Origin of the sequence: Nocardiopsis sp. NPDC050513 (assembly GCF_044457925.1) — a bacterium.
Classification (GTDB): Bacteria; Actinomycetota; Actinomycetes; order Streptosporangiales; family Streptosporangiaceae; genus Nocardiopsis.
The window spans coordinates 122441-139896 of record NZ_JBITHK010000008.1 but is presented as its reverse complement, the minus strand read 5'-3'; the positions used below and the strand labels follow the sequence as shown (position 1 = coordinate 139896).

At 71.5% G+C, this 17456-nt stretch carries 15 protein-coding genes; 11 read left to right on the top strand and 4 right to left on the bottom strand.

Features of this window, described 5'->3' with window-relative positions; all coding sequences use genetic code 11:
- Together ACIBFB_RS16425 and ACIBFB_RS16420 are read right to left on the bottom strand one after the other, a co-directional pair.
- The gene (locus ACIBFB_RS16425; RefSeq protein ID WP_397230848.1) at positions 1-1038 is read right to left on the bottom strand and encodes an alpha/beta hydrolase; all 1038 of its coding nucleotides are present in this window, start codon (positions 1036-1038) and stop codon (positions 1-3) included.
- Between the two features lie 86 nt (positions 1039-1124).
- Complete coding sequence (locus ACIBFB_RS16420) at positions 1125-1544, bottom strand: hypothetical protein (RefSeq protein ID WP_397230846.1); 420 nt, start codon at positions 1542-1544, stop codon at positions 1125-1127.
- A gap of 265 nt (positions 1545-1809) precedes the next feature.
- Here ACIBFB_RS16420 and ACIBFB_RS16415 point away from each other — a divergent pair, with 265 nt between their 5' ends.
- Positions 1810-3186, top strand: coding sequence for an NAD(P)/FAD-dependent oxidoreductase (locus ACIBFB_RS16415; RefSeq protein WP_397230844.1), 1377 nt, complete (start codon positions 1810-1812; stop codon positions 3184-3186).
- Positions 3187-3190: 4 nt separating this feature from the next.
- Here the strand turns inward: ACIBFB_RS16415 and ACIBFB_RS16410 are convergent, their stop codons facing one another.
- A complete protein-coding gene (locus tag ACIBFB_RS16410; RefSeq protein WP_358566941.1) occupies positions 3191-3481 on the bottom strand; it encodes a metal-sensitive transcriptional regulator in 291 nt (96 codons plus the stop codon).
- 258 nt (positions 3482-3739) lie between these two features.
- Here ACIBFB_RS16410 and ACIBFB_RS16405 point away from each other — a divergent pair, with 258 nt between their 5' ends.
- From ACIBFB_RS16405 to ACIBFB_RS16385, 5 genes are all read left to right on the top strand, one after another.
- Positions 3740-5005, top strand: coding sequence for a hypothetical protein (locus ACIBFB_RS16405; protein ID WP_397230841.1), 1266 nt, complete (start codon positions 3740-3742; stop codon positions 5003-5005).
- Between the two features lie 143 nt (positions 5006-5148).
- A complete protein-coding gene (locus tag ACIBFB_RS16400; protein WP_397230839.1) occupies positions 5149-5781 on the top strand; it encodes a DUF4126 domain-containing protein in 633 nt (210 codons plus the stop codon).
- 73 nt (positions 5782-5854) lie between these two features.
- Positions 5855-6529, top strand: a complete 675-nt coding sequence (locus ACIBFB_RS16395; RefSeq protein WP_397230837.1) for an HAD family hydrolase — start codon at positions 5855-5857, stop codon at positions 6527-6529.
- A gap of 254 nt (positions 6530-6783) precedes the next feature.
- Positions 6784-8778 (top strand): acetoacetate--CoA ligase, encoded by a 1995-nt coding sequence (locus tag ACIBFB_RS16390; RefSeq protein ID WP_397230835.1) that lies wholly within the window; start codon positions 6784-6786, stop codon positions 8776-8778.
- A 59-nt stretch (positions 8779-8837) separates the two neighbouring features.
- Complete coding sequence (locus tag ACIBFB_RS16385; protein ID WP_397230833.1) at positions 8838-10028, top strand: heparan-alpha-glucosaminide N-acetyltransferase domain-containing protein; 1191 nt, start codon at positions 8838-8840, stop codon at positions 10026-10028.
- Positions 10029-10782: 754 nt separating this feature from the next.
- Here ACIBFB_RS16385 and ACIBFB_RS16380 read toward each other — a convergent pair.
- Positions 10783-11469 (bottom strand): hypothetical protein, encoded by a 687-nt coding sequence (locus tag ACIBFB_RS16380; protein WP_397230831.1) that lies wholly within the window; start codon positions 11467-11469, stop codon positions 10783-10785.
- Between the two features lie 632 nt (positions 11470-12101).
- Between ACIBFB_RS16380 and deoC the strand changes: the two genes are divergently transcribed.
- From deoC to ACIBFB_RS16355, 5 genes are all read left to right on the top strand, one after another.
- A complete protein-coding gene (gene deoC / locus ACIBFB_RS16375; protein WP_397230829.1) occupies positions 12102-13121 on the top strand; it encodes a deoxyribose-phosphate aldolase in 1020 nt (339 codons plus the stop codon).
- A gap of 4 nt (positions 13122-13125) precedes the next feature.
- Positions 13126-14556, top strand: a complete 1431-nt coding sequence (locus ACIBFB_RS16370; protein ID WP_397230827.1) for an aldehyde dehydrogenase family protein — start codon at positions 13126-13128, stop codon at positions 14554-14556.
- Between the two features lie 142 nt (positions 14557-14698).
- The gene (locus tag ACIBFB_RS16365) at positions 14699-15598 is read left to right on the top strand and encodes an aldehyde dehydrogenase family protein (protein ID WP_397231125.1); all 900 of its coding nucleotides are present in this window, start codon (positions 14699-14701) and stop codon (positions 15596-15598) included.
- 214 nt (positions 15599-15812) lie between these two features.
- Positions 15813-16457, top strand: a complete 645-nt coding sequence (locus tag ACIBFB_RS16360; protein ID WP_397231123.1) for a GNAT family N-acetyltransferase — start codon at positions 15813-15815, stop codon at positions 16455-16457.
- Complete coding sequence (locus tag ACIBFB_RS16355) at positions 16454-17251, top strand: purine-nucleoside phosphorylase (RefSeq protein ID WP_397230825.1); 798 nt, start codon at positions 16454-16456, stop codon at positions 17249-17251. The genes ACIBFB_RS16360 and ACIBFB_RS16355 overlap by 4 nt, the downstream gene beginning before the upstream one ends.
- Positions 17252-17456: the final 205 nt, after the last annotated feature.

Below are 17456 nucleotides of genomic sequence, written 5' to 3'. Positions count from 1 at the left end.
TCACGTCCCCGTGGGTCGTCCCGCCCCGGCCGAGGGCGCCTCCCGGCGGCCCTCGGCGCGCTGCCGCGGCACGGCGGCCGTGGTCTCCAGCACCTCGCCGAGGAAGTGCGCGGCGAGTACGAGCGCGCCCCGGTTGGCCTGGGTGTCGCGCAGGGCGTCCACCATCATGAAGTCCTGGATCATGCCCTGGAAGCGCACCGCCGTCACCGGGACCCCCGCTTCACGCAGCTTGTCGGCGTAGGCCTCGCCCTCGTCCCGCAGCACGTTCGCGTCGGTGGTGATGACCAGCGCGGGCGGCAGGCCGCGCAGCTGGTCGACCGACGCGCGCAGCGGTGACGCGGTGATCTCGGCGCGCTGCCCCGGATCCTGGGTGTACTGGTCCCAGTACCACATCATCTGGTGGCGCGTCAGGAGGTAGCCGGTGGCGAACTCGCGGTAGGAGTCGCGGTCGAAGTCGGCGTCGGTCACCGGGTAGAACAGCGCCTGCCCCCGCAGGCGCACGTCGCCGCGCTCCTTGGCCATGAGGGTCAGCGCGGTCGCCATGTTGCCGCCCACGCCGTCGCCGCAGACGGCGATCCGCTGCGCGTCCAGTCCCTTGTCCGCGCCGTGCCGCGTCACCCACCGCGCGACGGTGTAGATCTGCTCGATCGCGGTCGGGTACTTCGCCTCGGGCGAACGGTCGTACTCCGGGAAGGCCACGGCGGCCCCCGTGCGGGTGGCCAGCTCCCGGACGAGACGGTCGTGGGTGCGGGAGCTGCCGTAGGCCCACCCGAAACCGTGGAGGTACAGGATCACGGGGAGCACGCCGCCGGCGCCCTCCGGCCGGACGATGCGGACCGACACCTGACCGGTCGGGCCGCCCGAGATCGTGGCCCACTCGGAGGCGACGTCGGGTTTCATCACCCCGTAGCCGCTCTGCTCCCGTTCCAGGACCTCCCGGCCCTCGCTCAGCGGAAGCTCCTCGATGTACGGTTCCCGGTGGTGGGCGTCCGCGAACTCGCGTGCCGCGCTCTCGAGCACGATTCTGTTGTCTGCCATCTCTGCTGTCCCCCGTGGGATGTGGTCGGTGTCGTGCGACACCCCCCGGAGCGGTCGCCCCGGGGGGTGTGCGCGGTGGCGGAGGCCTAGAGCAGGCCGCCGACCGGGTCCGTGACGCCGCCGACGGGGTCGGTGACCCCCCCGACCGTCTCGGTCGCACCCTCGACGGCACCGAGGTCGACGGCCTGGAGGGCCCCGAGCGGGTCCTCCGTCGCGAGCAGCTGCTCGATGATCGCCAGCGCGTCGGCGTTGCCCAGCAGCTCGACCACGTCGGGGTTGCTCAGGAGCTCGACGACCGCAGGGTCCTCGAGCAGTGCCGTGGCCTCGGGCGACAGCTCGGGGAGGTCCCCGGTCGCTCCCTCCACGGTCTCGGTCACCCCCTCGGTGGTCTCCTCCACGGTCTCCAGCGGGTCGTCCGGAGGCTGCGCGAGGGCGCTTCCTACCCCGATGACGGTCAGTCCTCCGGCGAGCGCCGAGGCGGCGGCGATCTTCGTGAACGCACGCATACGCGTTCCCTGCTCCTTTCGGTTTCACGTGACAACACATTCTGTAGTCGTATTGCCACACACAGTCATCTAGTGTCCGTCTTGGGTGGTCATGGGTGGGTTACGTGGCTCTGAAGTGCCCGTATGTCTTTCGCGGCTGCGGACAACGGCAGCCAAAGCCACGCAAACCTCTCGTGTGGGAAGTCGTCGTGGTGCCGTACGGGCACTCCCGGACGGGTACGCCCGCGTCGCTGGCGACCGGACGCGAAGAAGGAACGGTGAACAGATGTCTCGGCCTCGCATCGTGGTGGTCGGAGCGGGTTTCGGTGGGATCCACACCCTGCGCCACCTCGAACGTCGGATTCCGAGGGGGATGGCCGACATCGCCCTCGTCGCACCGCACGACTACATGCTCTACAGCCCGCTGCTGCCCCAGGTGGCGTCCGGACTGCTCACGCCCCAGTCGGTCGCGATGTCGGTGCACCGGCTCACCCGCGACACCAGGCTCGTCCCGGGCCACGCGGTGGGGGTCGACACCCAGGACAGGACGGTCGTCGTGCGCCGTTCGAGCGGCGAGCTCACGGCCTGCCCCTACGACCGCCTCGTCCTCGCGCCGGGCGCGCTCACCCGCTCCTTCGACATCCCCGGACTGAGCGAGCACGCCTACGGGGCCAAGACCCTCGCCGAGGCCGTGCTCCTGCGGGACCACGTCCTCGCCCAGCTGGAACTGGCCAACGACAGCCGCGACCCGATCGAGCGCGAGGAGCGGTGCCGGTTCATCGTGGTCGGGGGAGGCTACACCGGCGTGGAGACCGCGGCCTCGCTGCTGCGGCTCACCGAGGAGGCGGCCCGTCGCAACCCCGAACTGCGGTCCGCGATCCACTGGCACCTCGTCGACATCGCGCCCGCGGTCCTGCCCGAACTGGGCGAGCGGCTCGGCCGCAAGGCGCTCGACATGCTGCGGGGCATGGGGATCGAGGTCAAGCTCAAGGTCAGCGTCCGCGAGGTCGGCCCCGACAAGGTGGTCCTGACCGACGGGCGGGTCCTGCCCTGCCGCACGCTCATCTGGACGGCGGGCGTCGCGCCCAGCCCGCTCATGGAGACTCTCGACAGGCCGACCCAGCGCGGACGACTGGAGGTCGGTGCCGACCTGCGCGTCCCGGGATTGGACGACGTGTTCGCGCTCGGCGACGCGGCGGCCGCACCCGACCTGGCCGCGGGGGAGGGCCGCTACTGCCCTCCGACCGCCCAGTACGCGAGCCGCCAGGCGGCGACCGTCGCCGAGAACGTGGTCGCCTCCATCCTGGGGCGCCCGCTGAACGAGTTCCGACACCGCGACATGGGCCTGGTCGTGGACCTGAGCGGCAGGGAGGCGCTCGCTCGGGTGTTCAGGTTCGACCTGAGCGGTCCGCCCGCGCTGGCGGCCACCCGCGGATACCACCTGGCCGCGGTGCCGTCCACCCCGGCCCGGGCGCGGATCGTGGCCAACTGGGCGATCCGCGCGCTCACCGGCGGCGAGGTCTCACGGCTGGGCTTCGCCGACGACGGCCGGCCGTCGTCGTTCGTGGACAAGGAGGCGGTGGACTATCTGGACGCGGACGGCTCCCGCAGGGAGGGCGCCCGGCTGATGGAGAACCTGCGCGCCCGCTACGGCGACGACTGAGGGGTCAGGAGCGGACGAGGCGGGCGATCGCGTCGGAGGCCTCGCGGACCTTCTCGTCGGCCTCGTCACCGCCGCTGGCGACGGCGTGGGCGACACAGTGCTTGAGGTGCTCGTCGAGCATGGCCAGGGCGAAGGAACGGAGCGCCTTGTTGACCGCCGAGGTCTGGGTCAGGATGTCGATGCAGTACTGGTCGTCCTCGACCATGCGCTGGAGGCCGCGGATCTGGCCCTCGATGCGGCGCAGTCGGTTGATGTGACTCTGCTTGTCGTTGCTGTAGCCGTGCGTTGCCGCCATGTCGCCGTTTCCGTGTCGTCCCTGTTCAGCTGCGGTCATCATACCCCCACGCGGTATTCAACGGCGTGGGCTCGGTGGTGCATTCCCCGGGTGGAACCCTTGAAGTTTGCACGATCTTGGCGCGTGTCGCCTCCCCGCCCTCGGGGGCCTCGTGCGCCTGATGGCTACCGTTGGACGGTCTGGCCAGGTGTAACTACATAGGGTGATGACTTGAATACGATTCGTGCTGCTCTGGTGAGAAGGGCCCGGACAGGCGCTGTGGCCGCGGCATCCCTGCTGACGGCATCCGGGATGATCGTCGTCGGCGCCGAGGCGCAGCCCGCGACCCCCTACGCGTCGAGCACGTGGGCCCGGCTCACGTTGGATCCAGCGGTCTACGGAGCCGGGGCCGTCGCGGGCGCCCGCGGCGTGGTCGAGGTGAGCGGCGCCAACGACGCGGCGGACTGGAACACCGCCACGGCGCCGGCCTCGACGATCTCGCCGAACGTCCCCTCCGCGACGGGCACGGCCGCGGTCGAGACCACACTCGACCCCTCGTCCGCCCGCGCGCGGGCGGACGGGGCGTTCACCGAGCTGTTGGTCCCGGACCCGGTGGCGCCGTGGGGCCCAGTCCAGGTCATCGTGCACGAGGGAAGCCCCGGCACGGGCGGTCTGACCAAGGTCCTGGACGTCGCCACGTGGCAGAACAGTGTCAACTGCACCTTCCCGCACGACCCCGTCTTCCTGACGAGCGCGGTGTCGGCGACGGTCTTCGGGCAGTCGGTCCCGGTGTCCAGGACGCTGCAGACGACCACCCTCGACTTCCAGGGTGACTACGGCCCCAACACGTCGGGCGTCCGGGTCATCGCCACCACCCAGCAGATCCAGGAGGCCATGGGCAGCCGCGGCCATGCCGAGCTCGACCTGTCGGCCACCGCCCAGCTGCTCGACGGGTCCGGGGAACCCTTCGGGCAGACGGTGACCCTGTTCGACCTGGTCTTGGGCGATGTGGCCATGGACTGCGCCCTGTCCGACCCGACACCGGAGCCGTCCCCGAGCCCGGAGCCAAGCCCCAGCCCGAGCCCGTCTCCCAGCCCCAGCCCGGAGCCCAGCCCGTCCCCGAGCCCGGAGCCAAGCCCCAGCCCGTCTCCCAGCCCGTCCCCGAGCCCTGAGCCGAGTCCCAGCCCTGAGCCGAGCCCGAGCCCGTCTCCCAGCCCGGAGCCGTCGCCGACCGACGAGCCGGACTACACCTACGACTACTACCGGCTCTCGCACGAGGACGGTCAGACGGAGTTCGACCCCGACATCGAGTCCGGATCCGAGCTGAACGGCGGCGCCGGTAGCGGCGGAGACATGGGCGCCGACGGCGACACCGACGCCGAGGAGAACGGTGTCGGCAAGCGCAAGATCGACCCCTCCGACGGTGGCTTCGCCGATCGCCTGGCGCTGACCGGCAGCGGGATCGCGGCCATGGTGATCGCCGCTCTGGTCGTCATCGCGACCGGCGTCACGGCGCTCTTCGCGGCCCGCAAGCGCCGAGCCTGACCGGGACGTCCCGGGGCCGGACTCCTCGTCCGAGCCCCGGGCGAAACCCAGGGCCGCGCGCGTGCGTCAACACGTGTACACCGGCGTCACGAGGGGGCGTGCCACGGCACGTCCCCTCCGTCATGGAGACACGAAGGAGACGCATGATCGCCACCCTCACCGGCCTGGGGCTGTCCTCGGCTGCCGGCCTGAACGCCTACATCCCCCTCCTCGTGGTCGGACTCCTCGCGCGCTTCACCGACCTCGTCCCGCTCGGTTCCACGTGGTCGTGGCTGGAACACCCCGTCACCCTCATCTGTCTCACCGTTCTCCTGGTGGTCGAGTTGGTCGCCGACAAGGTCCCCGCCCTCGACAGCCTCAACGACGTCGTCCAGACCGTGATCCGCCCTTCCTCCGGGGGCATCACGTTCGGCGCGGGGGCCGCCTCCGTCGAGCTGTCCGACCTGTCCGTCACCGCCTCCGGGGCCGCCGCCGGAGACGGCGTCGACTGGAGTTCGGTCCTGGCGGGCGTGGCCGTCGCCCTCGTCCTCCACGTGCTCAAGTCGGTGTCGCGCCCGGTGGTGAACACCCTGACCGGCGGGGTCGGCGGTCCCGTCGCGTCCGTGGTCGAGGACGTCGTCAGCGTCGTCACCGCGATCCTGGCCGTCCTCATCCCGATCCTGATCCTCGTCGTGTTCCCCCTCCTCGTCCTGACCGGGGTCTGGGCGGTCCGGCGCAGGCGTCGGCTCCGGGCCCGGCGTCGCGAGGCGCGTGACGCCGCGTCGGACGCGGTCTGAGGGATACGGCCTGACCAGCGGCGTGGTGAACGACGCATTTCGGTTCGGTGCGGCTGCCCATAAAGTGCTCTCAATGGCTGAGACGACTTTTGACCGACGCGACATCACCCACATCGTCTGGGACTGGAACGGCACCCTCCTGGACGACAACCACGCCAACCTCGCCGCGGTGAACGCCGTGTGCGCCCGGTTCGGCCGCGCGCCGGTGGAGATGGAGTACTGGCGCTCCGTGTTCCGGCGACCCCTCATCCCCTGCTACGAGGACCTCCTGGGACGTCCCTTCGAGGACGGCGAGTGGGAGGAGGCCGAGGTGCTCTACGACCGCAGCTACCTCGAACACCTGCCCGGCTGCGCGCTGGCCGACGGCGTGCCGGACGTGCTGCACGACTGGACCGGCTCGGGCGGCAGCCAGTCGCTGCTGTCCATGGCCTCCCACGACCACCTCGTCCCGCTCATCGCCGAGCGCGGCCTCGACGGGCACTTCACCCGGGTCGACGGACGCCGGTTCGCGACCGTGAAGGACTCCAAGGCCGAGCACCTCGTCCACCACCTCGACGAGCAGGGGATCGACCCCGCCAAGGTCGTGCTCGTCGGGGACATCGACGACGACGCGCGCGCCGCCCGGGAGGCCGGCGCCAACGCGCTGCTCGTCGCCAGCGGACTCATGGCCCGCGAGCGCCTGGAGGCGACCGGGGCCCCGGTGGTCGACTCCCCGGTCGCCGCCGTCGCGGCCCTGTGCGGAACCTGACCGACTGTTACGTCGGGTCATCCCATCAAACGGCCTCTCAGTCTGTGTCAACGTGGTGGTCCCACCCCTCGCCCGCCCCGCGGGGGTGGACCCTCCACACCGCGCACACGCCCGGCGTGACCTGCGTTCCCGTCGCATGCGGCAGTCCCGCCCCGCCGTCCGTTAGGACGAGGGCGGGGCGAGGCCGCCGCCACCCGGTGGTGTTATATGGGTCTCACATCCACACACAGCCATGCGACTGGGAAGGCTGGCCAATGACGGAGAGCAGCGTGCCCCGTGTGCTCTGGGAGCCGGACGAGGCCACGGTCGGCTCCTCGAACATCGTCGCGTTCGCCCGCTGGGCCGCGGAACACAAGGGGGTGCGCGCCTTCGGAGAGGGCGCGCCCGCCCCCGAGGCGTTCGACTACGACGCACTGTGGCGCTGGTCGGTCACCGACGTCGAGGACTTCTGGGCGGCGATCTGGGAGTTCTACGGAGTCCGGTCCGAAACCCCCTACGACACCGTCCTGCCCGAGCGGACCATGCCGGGCGCGCGCTGGTTCCCCGGCGTCACCCTCAACTACGCCCGGCACATCTTCGAGGGCCGGGACGACGACACGATCGCGATCCGCCACTCCACCGAGCTCCGCCCCCTCGGCGCATGGACGTGGGGCGAACTGCGCCGGCGCACCGCGGCGATCGCCGCCGGACTCCGGGCGCGCGGCGTCGGAGCGGGAGACCGGGTGGTCGCCTACCTGCCCAACCTGCCCGAGACCGTCGCGGCCTTCTACGCCGTTGCCTCGCTCGGCGCGGTGTGGTCGTCGTGCTCGCCCGACTTCGGCGTGCGGAGTGTGATCGACCGGTTCGCGCAGATCGAACCGAAGGTGCTCCTGGCCGTGGACGGCTACCGCTACGGAGGCAGGGACTTCGACCGGCGGCCCGTCGTCGCGGAGCTGCGCGAGGCCCTGCCCACCGTCGAGCACACCGTGCTGCTCGACTACCTCACCCCCGGAGCCGAGTTGGAGGGCACCGAGCCCTGGAGCGTCCTGGAACAGGGGGACGCGTCCGAGCTGGAGTTCACCGCCGTCCCCTTCGACCACCCGCTCTGGGTCCTCTACTCCTCCGGCACCACCGGGCTGCCCAAGGCCATCGTCCACGGCCACGGGGGCATCCTCCTCGAACAGCTCAAGAACCTCCACCTCCACATCGACGCCCGTGAGGACGACCGGGTCTTCTGGTTCACCACCACCGGCTGGATGATGTGGAACTTCCTGGCCAGTGTGCTGCTGACGAAGGCCTCCATCGTCCTGTACGACGGCAGCCCCGCCGCGCCCGACCTCGACACGCTCTGGGACCTGGCCGAGCGGGCGGGCGTCACGATCTTCGGCACCAGCGCGGGCTTCCTGGCCTCCTGTATGAAGGAGGGCGTGCACCCCCGCCGGGAACGCGACCTCTCCGCCCTCCGCGCGATCGGCTCCACCGGCTCTCCGCTCAGTCCGGAGGCGTTCACGTGGGTGTACGACGAGTTCGGCGACGGCCTCTGGCTGTTCTCCACCAGCGGCGGCACGGACGTGTGCAGCTGCCTGGTGGGCGGAACCCCCACCCTGCCCGTCTACGAGGGCGAGATCCAGTCCCGCGGTCTGGGCATGGCCGTGGCCTCCTGGGACCCGGACGGCAAGGAACTCGTCGGCGAGGTGGGTGAGCTGGTGGTCACCCAGCCGGCCCCGTCCATGCCGGTGTACTTCTGGGGCGACCCCGACGGGGAACGGCTGCGGGACAGCTACTTCTCCGTCTACCCGGGGATCTGGCGGCACGGCGACTGGATCGAGATCACCGACCGGGGGACCGCGATCATCTACGGCCGCTCGGACTCGACCATCAACCGCGGCGGCGTACGCATGGGAACCAGTGAGATCTACCGAGCCGTCCTCGCCCTCGACGAGGTCGTCGACGCGCTCGTCGTGGATGTGCCCCAGAAGGACGGATCGTCGAAGATCGAGCTGTTCACCGTGCTGCGGCCCGGCGCCGACCTCGAGGGCGACCTGCCCAGGGAGATCGCGCGGCGGGTGCGCACCGACTGCTCGCCCCGACACGTGCCCGACCGCGTACGCGCGATCAGCGCCGTTCCCCGTACCCTGTCAGGCAAGGTCCTGGAGGTTCCGGTCAAGCGGATCCTGATGGGGGAGAGCCCCGAACGGGTGGTGAGCCGGGACTCCCTGGCCAACCCAGAGGCGCTCGACTACTTCACCCGACTGTCCGACCAGGGCTGACGCGCGCGACCCCACGGGCGCGCGCCCGTGGGGTCCAACGGGGGCATAGCCTGACGAACGTGGCACAGAACCGATCTGACGACAGCCCCATCGCCACCGCGACCACGGTCCCCCGCCCCCGGATCGACGGCGTCGACGCCGCCCGCGCGCTCGCCGTGTTCGGCATGTTCACCGTGCACCTGGGCGTGGCCTCCATCGGGCTGTTGCCCGAGGAGGGCGCCACCGCCCTGCACACCCTGGTCCGCGGCAACTCGTCCGCGCTCTTCGCCCTCCTGGCCGGTCTCTCCCTCGCGTTCATGACCGGCCGGACCAGCCCGGCCAGCGGCGACGCGCTGCGCGTCGCGGCGGTACGCATCGTCACGCGCGCCGTGGTGATCGGCCTGCTGGGCATCCTCCTCGACCTGATGTCCGTGCCCGTCGCGATCATCCTCACCTACTACGCGGGCTTCTTCCTCCTCGCGCTGCCCCTCGCGCGGCTGCGGGCCGGAGCGCTGTGGGCCGTGGCGGGTGTGCTCGCCGTCGCGGGTCCAGCGGTCTCCTTCGTTCTGCGCTCCGGCATGGGCGTGCCCGAACCGCGCCTGTCCTCCCTCGGGTCGGTGACGGAGTTCCTCCTCACCGGCTACTACCCGGCGATCACGTTCATGGCCTTCGTGTACGCGGGCATGGCGGTCGGGCGGACGGATCTGACGGCGACCGCCGTGCGCCTCCGCCTCCTCGCGCTGGGCGCGGGCCTCAGCGTGTTCGCCTACGGGGGCTCCTGGCTCCTGCTGTACCCGCTCGGCGGCCTGGACCGGCTCGCGGACCCCGGCCCGCGGGCCGCGGTCGAGGAGGAGATGTACTTCATCTCGGGGCAGGTCCCCACGGACGACTGGTGGTGGCTCGCCGTGGGCACGCCGCACACCGGTACGACCTTCGAGATCGCGCAGGCGGTGGGCCAGGCGCTGATCGTCCTGGTGGCGTGCGTGTGGTTGGCCGAGCGCGCCCGGTGGCTGATGTACCCGCTCTCCTCCGTCGGCCGGATGCCGCTGACCGTGTACTCAGGGCACCTGTTCGCGATCGCCGTCGTGATGGGCCTGTCGACTCAGGAGTGGCGGAGCCCGTGGCTGTTGGAGGGGTTCGTCCTGGGGGCGATCGGGTTCGCGGTCCTGTGGCGGGTCGCGGTGGGCCGCGGTCCGCTGGAGTCCCTCCTGGGGGCGATCGCCGACGGGGCGACCGTGTCCGTGGAGGAGGCCCGCGCCCGAAACTCCTGACCCCGGTCGCTCGACCACAGGGGAGTGCGCGCCCGCTCCGGGTCGCCGAAGGGGGGTTGCGTCGACTGGTTCTCGGGTCCACAGGGGGCTGGGTGTGGTGGTCTGGCTCCCTGGTCACCACGGGGGGTGTGGCTCGTCCGGAGGGCGTGTTCGCGGAGCGAATTCGTTCCGGAGGGCGAGGTCCCTCACCTAGGGTCACCCCGGACGGTCCACAGATATGCAGGCGGCGGTCACCACGTGGGAACGTGATTCCGAAGTGATGACACCCCCGGCCCCAGGAGCGGGGGGTGGACGGTCCAGCAAACACCCGCCCCAAGCCCCACACCGGTCCGCACACCCGTCACCGGAAAGGGGGTCTACACCCTCCCCGCCCGCCCAACCACAGGGGGGTTGGGGAAACCACTCCCGCCCCGCCCAACCACAGGGGGGTTGGTGAGACGCGACCGGTACAGCACCACAGGGGGGTGGGGCAAAACATCCCTGTCCCGCTCAGCCACAGGGGGTTTGGGGAAACCACTCCCGCCCGCCCAGCCCCAGGGGGCCGCCCGGAACCCTCTCTCCCCGCCAAGCCACGGGATCCGCCGATAATTCTCCCCGTACAGCACCACAGAGGCTCGACCGGGACCCTTCCCGCCCCGGTCACCGCGGGGGCCAGGGAAGGCCTCGCTCCGGCCGAACTCCCACGGACACCCGGCCGACGGGTGTTCCGTCCTCCGGCCGGGGCCGCTCTCCCCTGCTCCGCTCCTCCGCTCCGCTACCTGGGGCCGCTCTCCCGGCCCGGGCGGGTGATGTGCTCCGCCGTGCGGTCCCGGTGGGCGAGCGAGTTCGTCGTGGTGCGGGTGTTCTGCTGAATCAACCGCCGCGCGTCGTCGGCCGCCGACCGCGCGACCTCGGGGCGCGCGACCGGGCGGGCGACCTCGGCGTCCTCGGGCAGGCCGATGTCCATCGGGAGCCCGGCGCGGCTGATCACCCGCAGCTGCGCCGACTCCTGGGACTTCGAGGGCCGGATGTCGCCGTTCGGGGTGCGCCAGGCCTTCAGACGGGTGCGCAACCACTCCGTGTCCTGCGGGCCCTTCTGCCACGGTACGTGGTCGGGGCGGTGGGTCAGGGCGTGCCGGACGTCGGCGAGCGTCCATCCTGCTGAGAAGTACCGGGAGGTCTCCTCCCGCAGCGCGGCGAAGTCGACCCGGCGCAGCGATGAGTCCTCGAGCCGCAGCCACTCGCACGCCTCGTGGACATCGTGCGGTGTGTGCCGGGGGCGGTTGAGCGGGTCCTTCTGGGGACCGCGCAGCAGCGCGTCGTCGACGGTCACGATCACCTCGCCCCGGCGCGTGTCCCAGATGCTGACCTCCTCACGTGCCCAGCCCTGGGAGTCCACCAAGGCCGCCGCCAGCTTGCGCAGGTCGATCTGATCGTCACTACTGATCCGGAACTCCGCCATGCCCACAGGGTAACCAGCCTCCTGATGGAGACAGCCCGGTCTGCGCCGGCCCGGCCACCCCCCCAGACGCCCCCCGCTCTCCAGAGCCCGCTGAGGCCGCCGCATCCGTGCGCGGAACCCGCCACGGCCCATCGATGGCCGACCAGAGCCCGCTGGAGGCCGCCACGACCCCCTCCAGCCACCCCTCCAACCGCCCCTCGGCCACCCCTTCAACACTCCTCCAGCCACCCCTCGGCCACACCCCTCCAGCCACCCCTCCCGCCAACCCCAACCACCCCTCCAGCCACCCCTCCGCTACCCCAGGAGGGCACAGTCCGGTCTAGACCGGGCCTCCTCGACTCCTCTGGCCCGCACCAGGCCGGAGAGCGATTTATAGGGGTTTTGGCGGCCAAGTTGGAGGAACATCCTAATGCTCCCCGCTTGTCTGATTGGATGCTCCTCCAACCTTCGGCGGCGCGGTCGACAGGGGTACTGACGGCTGTCCACCCCAGGGTTAGGGTGACTGCCTGACGGCCCGGACGGCGCCCTCGAACGGCATCTCCGTACCGCGCCGAAGTGGCTGTTTCCGCTGGCCACAGCGGAGTAAGCCGCTTCAGAACCCATCACGTTCCATCACGCTGATCGAGCTGTAGGTGCCCGTGCCCCACACCGCATTCGCGCCCGAGGCCACGACCAACCGCGCGCTCCGGGTCTTCCTGCACGGACTCCCGGGCGTCGACGAGGTCGGTGCGCGCTCCCGTGCCCAGGACCTGTCCACCCGGTCCATCAAGACCACGGCCAAACGGGAGGCCATCGACCTGGCCATCCGGATGGTCGACCTGACCACACTGGAGGGCGCCGACACGCCCGGCAAAGTCCGCGCCCTGTGCGCCAAGGCCGCCCTCCCCGACCCCACCGACCGTACCGTGCCCCAGGTGGGCGCCGTGTGCGTCTACCCCGACCGGGTCGCCACCGCCGTCGAGGCCCTGCGCGGCATCGGCTCCGGCTCCAGCACCGGAAGAGGGTCCAGCACCGGATCCGACACCGGCACCGGATCCGGCACCGGCACCGGGATCGGCATCGCCTCCGTCGCCACCGCCTTCCCGGCCGGGCGCGCGCCCCTGGAGGTCAAACTCGCCGACACGCGCCGCGCCGTCGAGGACGGCGCCACCGAGATCGACATGGTCATCGACCGCGGCGCCTTCCTCTCCGGCGACTACCTGAAGGTGTACGACGAGATCGTCGCGGTCAAGGAGGCCTGCGGCAGCGCTCACCTGAAGGTCATCCTGGAGACCGGCGAACTGGTCACCTACGACAACGTGCGCCGGGCCTCCCATCTGGCGATCCGCGCCGGCGCCGACTTCATCAAGACCTCGACCGGCAAGGTGTCCCCGGCGGCCACGCCCCCCGTGGTCCTCGTGATGCTGGAGGCCGTGCGCGACCACCACACCGCCACCGGCACCCGCGTCGGCGTCAAGCCCGCGGGCGGCATCCGCACCGCCAAGGACGCCATCCGCCAACTGGTGATGGTCAACGAGGTCGCCGGTCCCGACTGGCTGACCCCGGACCTCTTCCGCATCGGTGCCTCCAGCCTGCTGAACGACCTGCTCATGCAGCGCACCAGGCTCAGCACCGGCACCTACCCGGGCCCCGACTACTACACGCTGGACTAGAGCCGTGATCTTCGACTACGCGCCCGCACCGGAGTCCCGCTCCGTCGTCCGTCTGCGCGAGAACTACGACCTGTTCATCGACGGTGAGTTCACCCCCGGGAAGGACGGGGACCAGATGTCCACCGTCAACCCGGCCGACGAGACCGAACTCGCCCGCTTCACCGTCGCGGGCGTGTCCGACGTCGACCGCGCGGTCGACGCCGCCCGTCGCGCGTACGACACCGTGTGGAGCCGGATGTCCGGTGCCGAACGCGGCAAGTACCTCTTCCGGATCGCCCGGGTGATCCAGGAGCGCTCCCGTGAGCTGGCGGTCCTGGAGTCCCTGGACAACGGCAAGCCGATCAAGGAGACCCGCGACGTCGACCTGCCGCTCGTCGCCGCGCACTTCTTCTACTACGCCGGCTGGGCCGACAAGCTCGCCCACGCCGGACTGGGCCCCGACCCGCGCCCGCTCGGTGTGGCCGCCCAGGTCATCCCGTGGAACTTCCCGCTGCTCATGCTCGCGTGGAAGGTCGCCCCGGCACTGGCCACCGGCAACACCGTCGTCCTCAAGCCCGCCGAGACCACGCCGCTGACCGCGCTGGCCTTCGCGGAGATCTGCCAGGAGGCGGACCTGCCGCCGGGCGTGGTCAACATCGTCACCGGCGCGGGCGAGACCGGCCGGGCACTCGTGGAGCACCCCGGCACCGACAAGGTCGCCTTCACCGGCTCCACCGAGGTCGGTCGCCAGATCGCGCGCTCGGTCGCGGGCAGCGACAAGCGCCTGACCCTCGAACTGGGCGGCAAGGGCGCCAACATCGTCTACGACGACGCCGCCGTCGACCAGGCGGTCGAGGGCATCGTCTCCGGCATCTTCTTCAACCAGGGCCACGTGTGCTGCGCGGGTTCGCGCCTCCTCGTCCAGGAGTCGATCGCCGACGAGCTGCTGCCCCGGCTCAAGGACCGGATCGCCAAGCTCCGCCTCGGCGACCCGCTCGACAAGAACACCGACATCGGCGCGATCAACTCCGCAGCCCAGCTGCGGCGGATCCGGGAGCTGACCGACTCGGGGACGGAGGAGGGCGTCGAACGATGGTCGCCGTCCTGCGACCTGCCGTCGTCCGGCTACTGGTTCGCCCCCACCGTCCTCACCGGCGTGAGCCAGGCCCACCGGGTCGCCCGCGAGGAGATCTTCGGCCCTGTGCTGTCCGTGCTCACCTTCCGTACGCCTGAGGAGGCGGTGGCCAAGGCCAACAACACCCCCTACGGACTGTCGGCGGGTGTGTGGACCGAGAAGGGCTCGCGCATGCTGTGGACGGCCGAGCGTCTGCGCGCGGGCGTCATCTGGTCCAACACGTTCAACAAGTTCGACCCGACCAGCCCCTTCGGCGGCTACAAGGAGTCGGGCTACGGCCGCGAGGGCGGGCGGCACGGATTGGAGGCCTACCTTGGCTAAGAAGGCTCAACAGCCCCAGCAGGCCGAGCAGAGCGGTCAGGCCAAGGGCGGAAAGCTCCAGGGCGGAAAGCTCCAGGGCGGAAAGCCCCAGGGCGGAAAGCCCCAGGGCGGAAAGTCCGAGAGCGGAAAGCCCCAGAGCGGAATCGCCCGGTCCGGCGCGGCACAGCCCGCGCGTCTGGCGGTGCGCAAGACGTACAAGCTTTACCTGGGCGGGGCGTTCCCGCGTTCGGAATCGGGCAGGTGCTACCCCGTGACCTCCGCCGACGGCGACCACCTCGCCAACGCCTCCCTCGCCTCGCGTAAGGACGCCCGTGAGGCGGTCGTGGCCGCGCGCAAGGCGTTCGGCGGCTGGTCGTCGCGGACGGCCTACAACCGCGGGCAGATCCTGTACCGCGTCGCCGAGGTCCTGGAGGGCCGCCGGGACCAGTTCGCCGCGGGCGCCGAGCGCGCCCAGGGTCTGTCCCGGGCCGCCGCCGACGTGGTGGTCTCGGCCGCGATCGACCGGTGGGTCTACTACGCGGGCTGGACCGACAAGGTCGCCCAGGTCCTGGGCGGCGCCAACCCGGTCTCCGGCCCCTACTACAACCACTCCGCGCCCGAGCCGACCGGTGTGGTGGCGGTGTTCGCGCCGCAGGACGCACCTCTGCTCGGGCTGACCTCCGTGCTGGCCCCGGTCATCGCGACCGGCAACACCGCCGTCGTGGTCGCCTCCGAGCGCGCGCCCTTGGCGGCAGTCGACCTGGCCGAGGTGCTGTCCACCTCCGACGTGCCCGGCGGTGTGGTCAACCTGCTCACCGGGCGGGTGCCGGAGATCGGCCCGCACCTCGCCTCGCACGCCGACGTCAACGCCCTCGACCTCACCGGAGCCGGAGCGCTGGCGGCGGAGTTCGAAGAGGCCGCGGCCACCACCCTCACCCGGGTGCTGCGTCCCGGCTCCGGCGCCGACGGGGGAGAGGACGTCTGGCTCGACCCCGACCCCGGCACCGCGCGCATGACGCCGTTCCTGGAGACCAAGACGGTCTGGCACCCGATCGGGGTGTGACCCGGGATGAAACACTGACGGACCGGGACCCGGCCGGGTCCCGGTCCGACACGGCGAACGAGGAGCGATCGTGGTGACTGACACACCGGCTGGGACTCCGGGCCGGGGCGCGGCTCCGGACGCGGCTCCGGCCGATCTCCAGACCGCCGATCTCCAGGCCTCAGGTCTCCAGGCCCCGGATGCGGCGCCGCCGGGAGCCCCGGCCCCGGCACGCGTGGTCGGCCTGCGTCTGGTCCGGCTCGACCGGTACACGGCGGAGGTCTCCGTCCTGAGACAGGTGGTACTCCGCCACCGCCTGGCGCCCGGTCAGTCCCGGTACACCGGACTTCCGGTGGAGACCCTGCCGCGCGCCGACGTCGATCCCGCGCGCGTTCCGTTCGCCGTCGTCCGCACCGGCGTCGACCTCACCGACCCCGAGACGGCCCGCGACGCCTGCGCCGGTTTCGGGATCATCGACCGCGTCGGCCACCTGAGCGACCTCGTCGACGCTCCGGAGCGCGCCGTGCTCCTCCGCGCCTTCTACGTCACGCCCGAGTACCAGGGCCTCGGCGTGGGTCGTACCGCCTGCTCCGCGCCCTTGCTGGATCTGCTCGTGGCCGGGGTCGCCCCCCGCGCCACCGACATCGTGCTGTGCGTCAACGAGGGCAACGAGGTCGGTCTGCGCACCTACCGGTCGGCCGGGTTCACGTCCACGGGCCGCCGCTACGTCGACGGCCCCAACGGCCCGCAGTTCGTGATGTCCCGGCCCGTGCGCACAGGAGCCCACGTCCCGGAGCGCTCGGAAGCCGGGGTCCCACCGCACACCGTTACGCCCGTCCCGCCGCGCCCGCGGCCCGAACGAACGGAGAAATCCCAGTGACCCGCACGCCCCAGGCCATCGCCGAAGAGGCCGCGACCGACCTGCGGTCGCGTACCGGAGTGGACAGCTACGACATCGCCCTGGTCATGGGCTCGGGCTGGGCGCCCGCCGCCGACCTGCTCGGTGAGGCCGCCCACGAGATCGCCACCGCCGACCTGCCCGGGTTCCTGCCGCCCGCCGTCGAAGGCCACAGCGGTACCCTGCGCGGGATCCGGGACGGGGACCGGAACCTGCTCGCGTTCCTGGGCCGGACCCACCTGTACGAGGGCCACGGCACCGACGCCGTCGTGCACAACGTGCGCACCGCGATCGCGGCCGGGGCGAAGACGATCGTGCTCACCAACGCCGCCGGCGCGATCAACAGCGACTACTCCGTCGGCTCTCCGGTGCTCATCGCCGACCACCTGAACCTGACGGCACGCTCGCCGCTGACCGGGGCCGACTTCGTCGACCTCAGCGAGACCTACGACCCCAAGCTGCGCGCCGCGGCGCGCGAGGTCGCCCCCGACCTGCCCGAGGGCGTGTACGCGGCCATGCCCGGCCCGCACTTCGAGACCCCGGCCGAGATCCGCATGCTCCGCGCCATGGGCGCCGACCTGGTGGGGATGTCCACCGTCATGGAGGCCATCGCCGCCCGCGCCGCCGGTGCCCGGGTCCTGGGGATGTCCCTGGTCACCAATGTCGCCGCCGGGCTGGAGGGCGCCAACCTGGACCACGAGGACGTGCTGGCCACCGGCCGCGACGCCGCCGGTACGGTCGGCCGCCTGCTCGCGGACATCGTCGCTGGGCTCTAGGGCCGGGATCGCCGTAGGACCGCCGCCCGCTCGCGGCGATCGCGGCCGAGCCGCCGGAGCCGGGCTCACCGCATGACCAGCCGACACCGTCGCCGAGCCGTATGGGCGAGGCTCACCGCATGACCAGCCGACACCGTCGCCGAGCCGTATGGGCGAGGCTCACCGCATGACCAGCCGACACCGTCGCCGAGCCGTATGGGCGAGG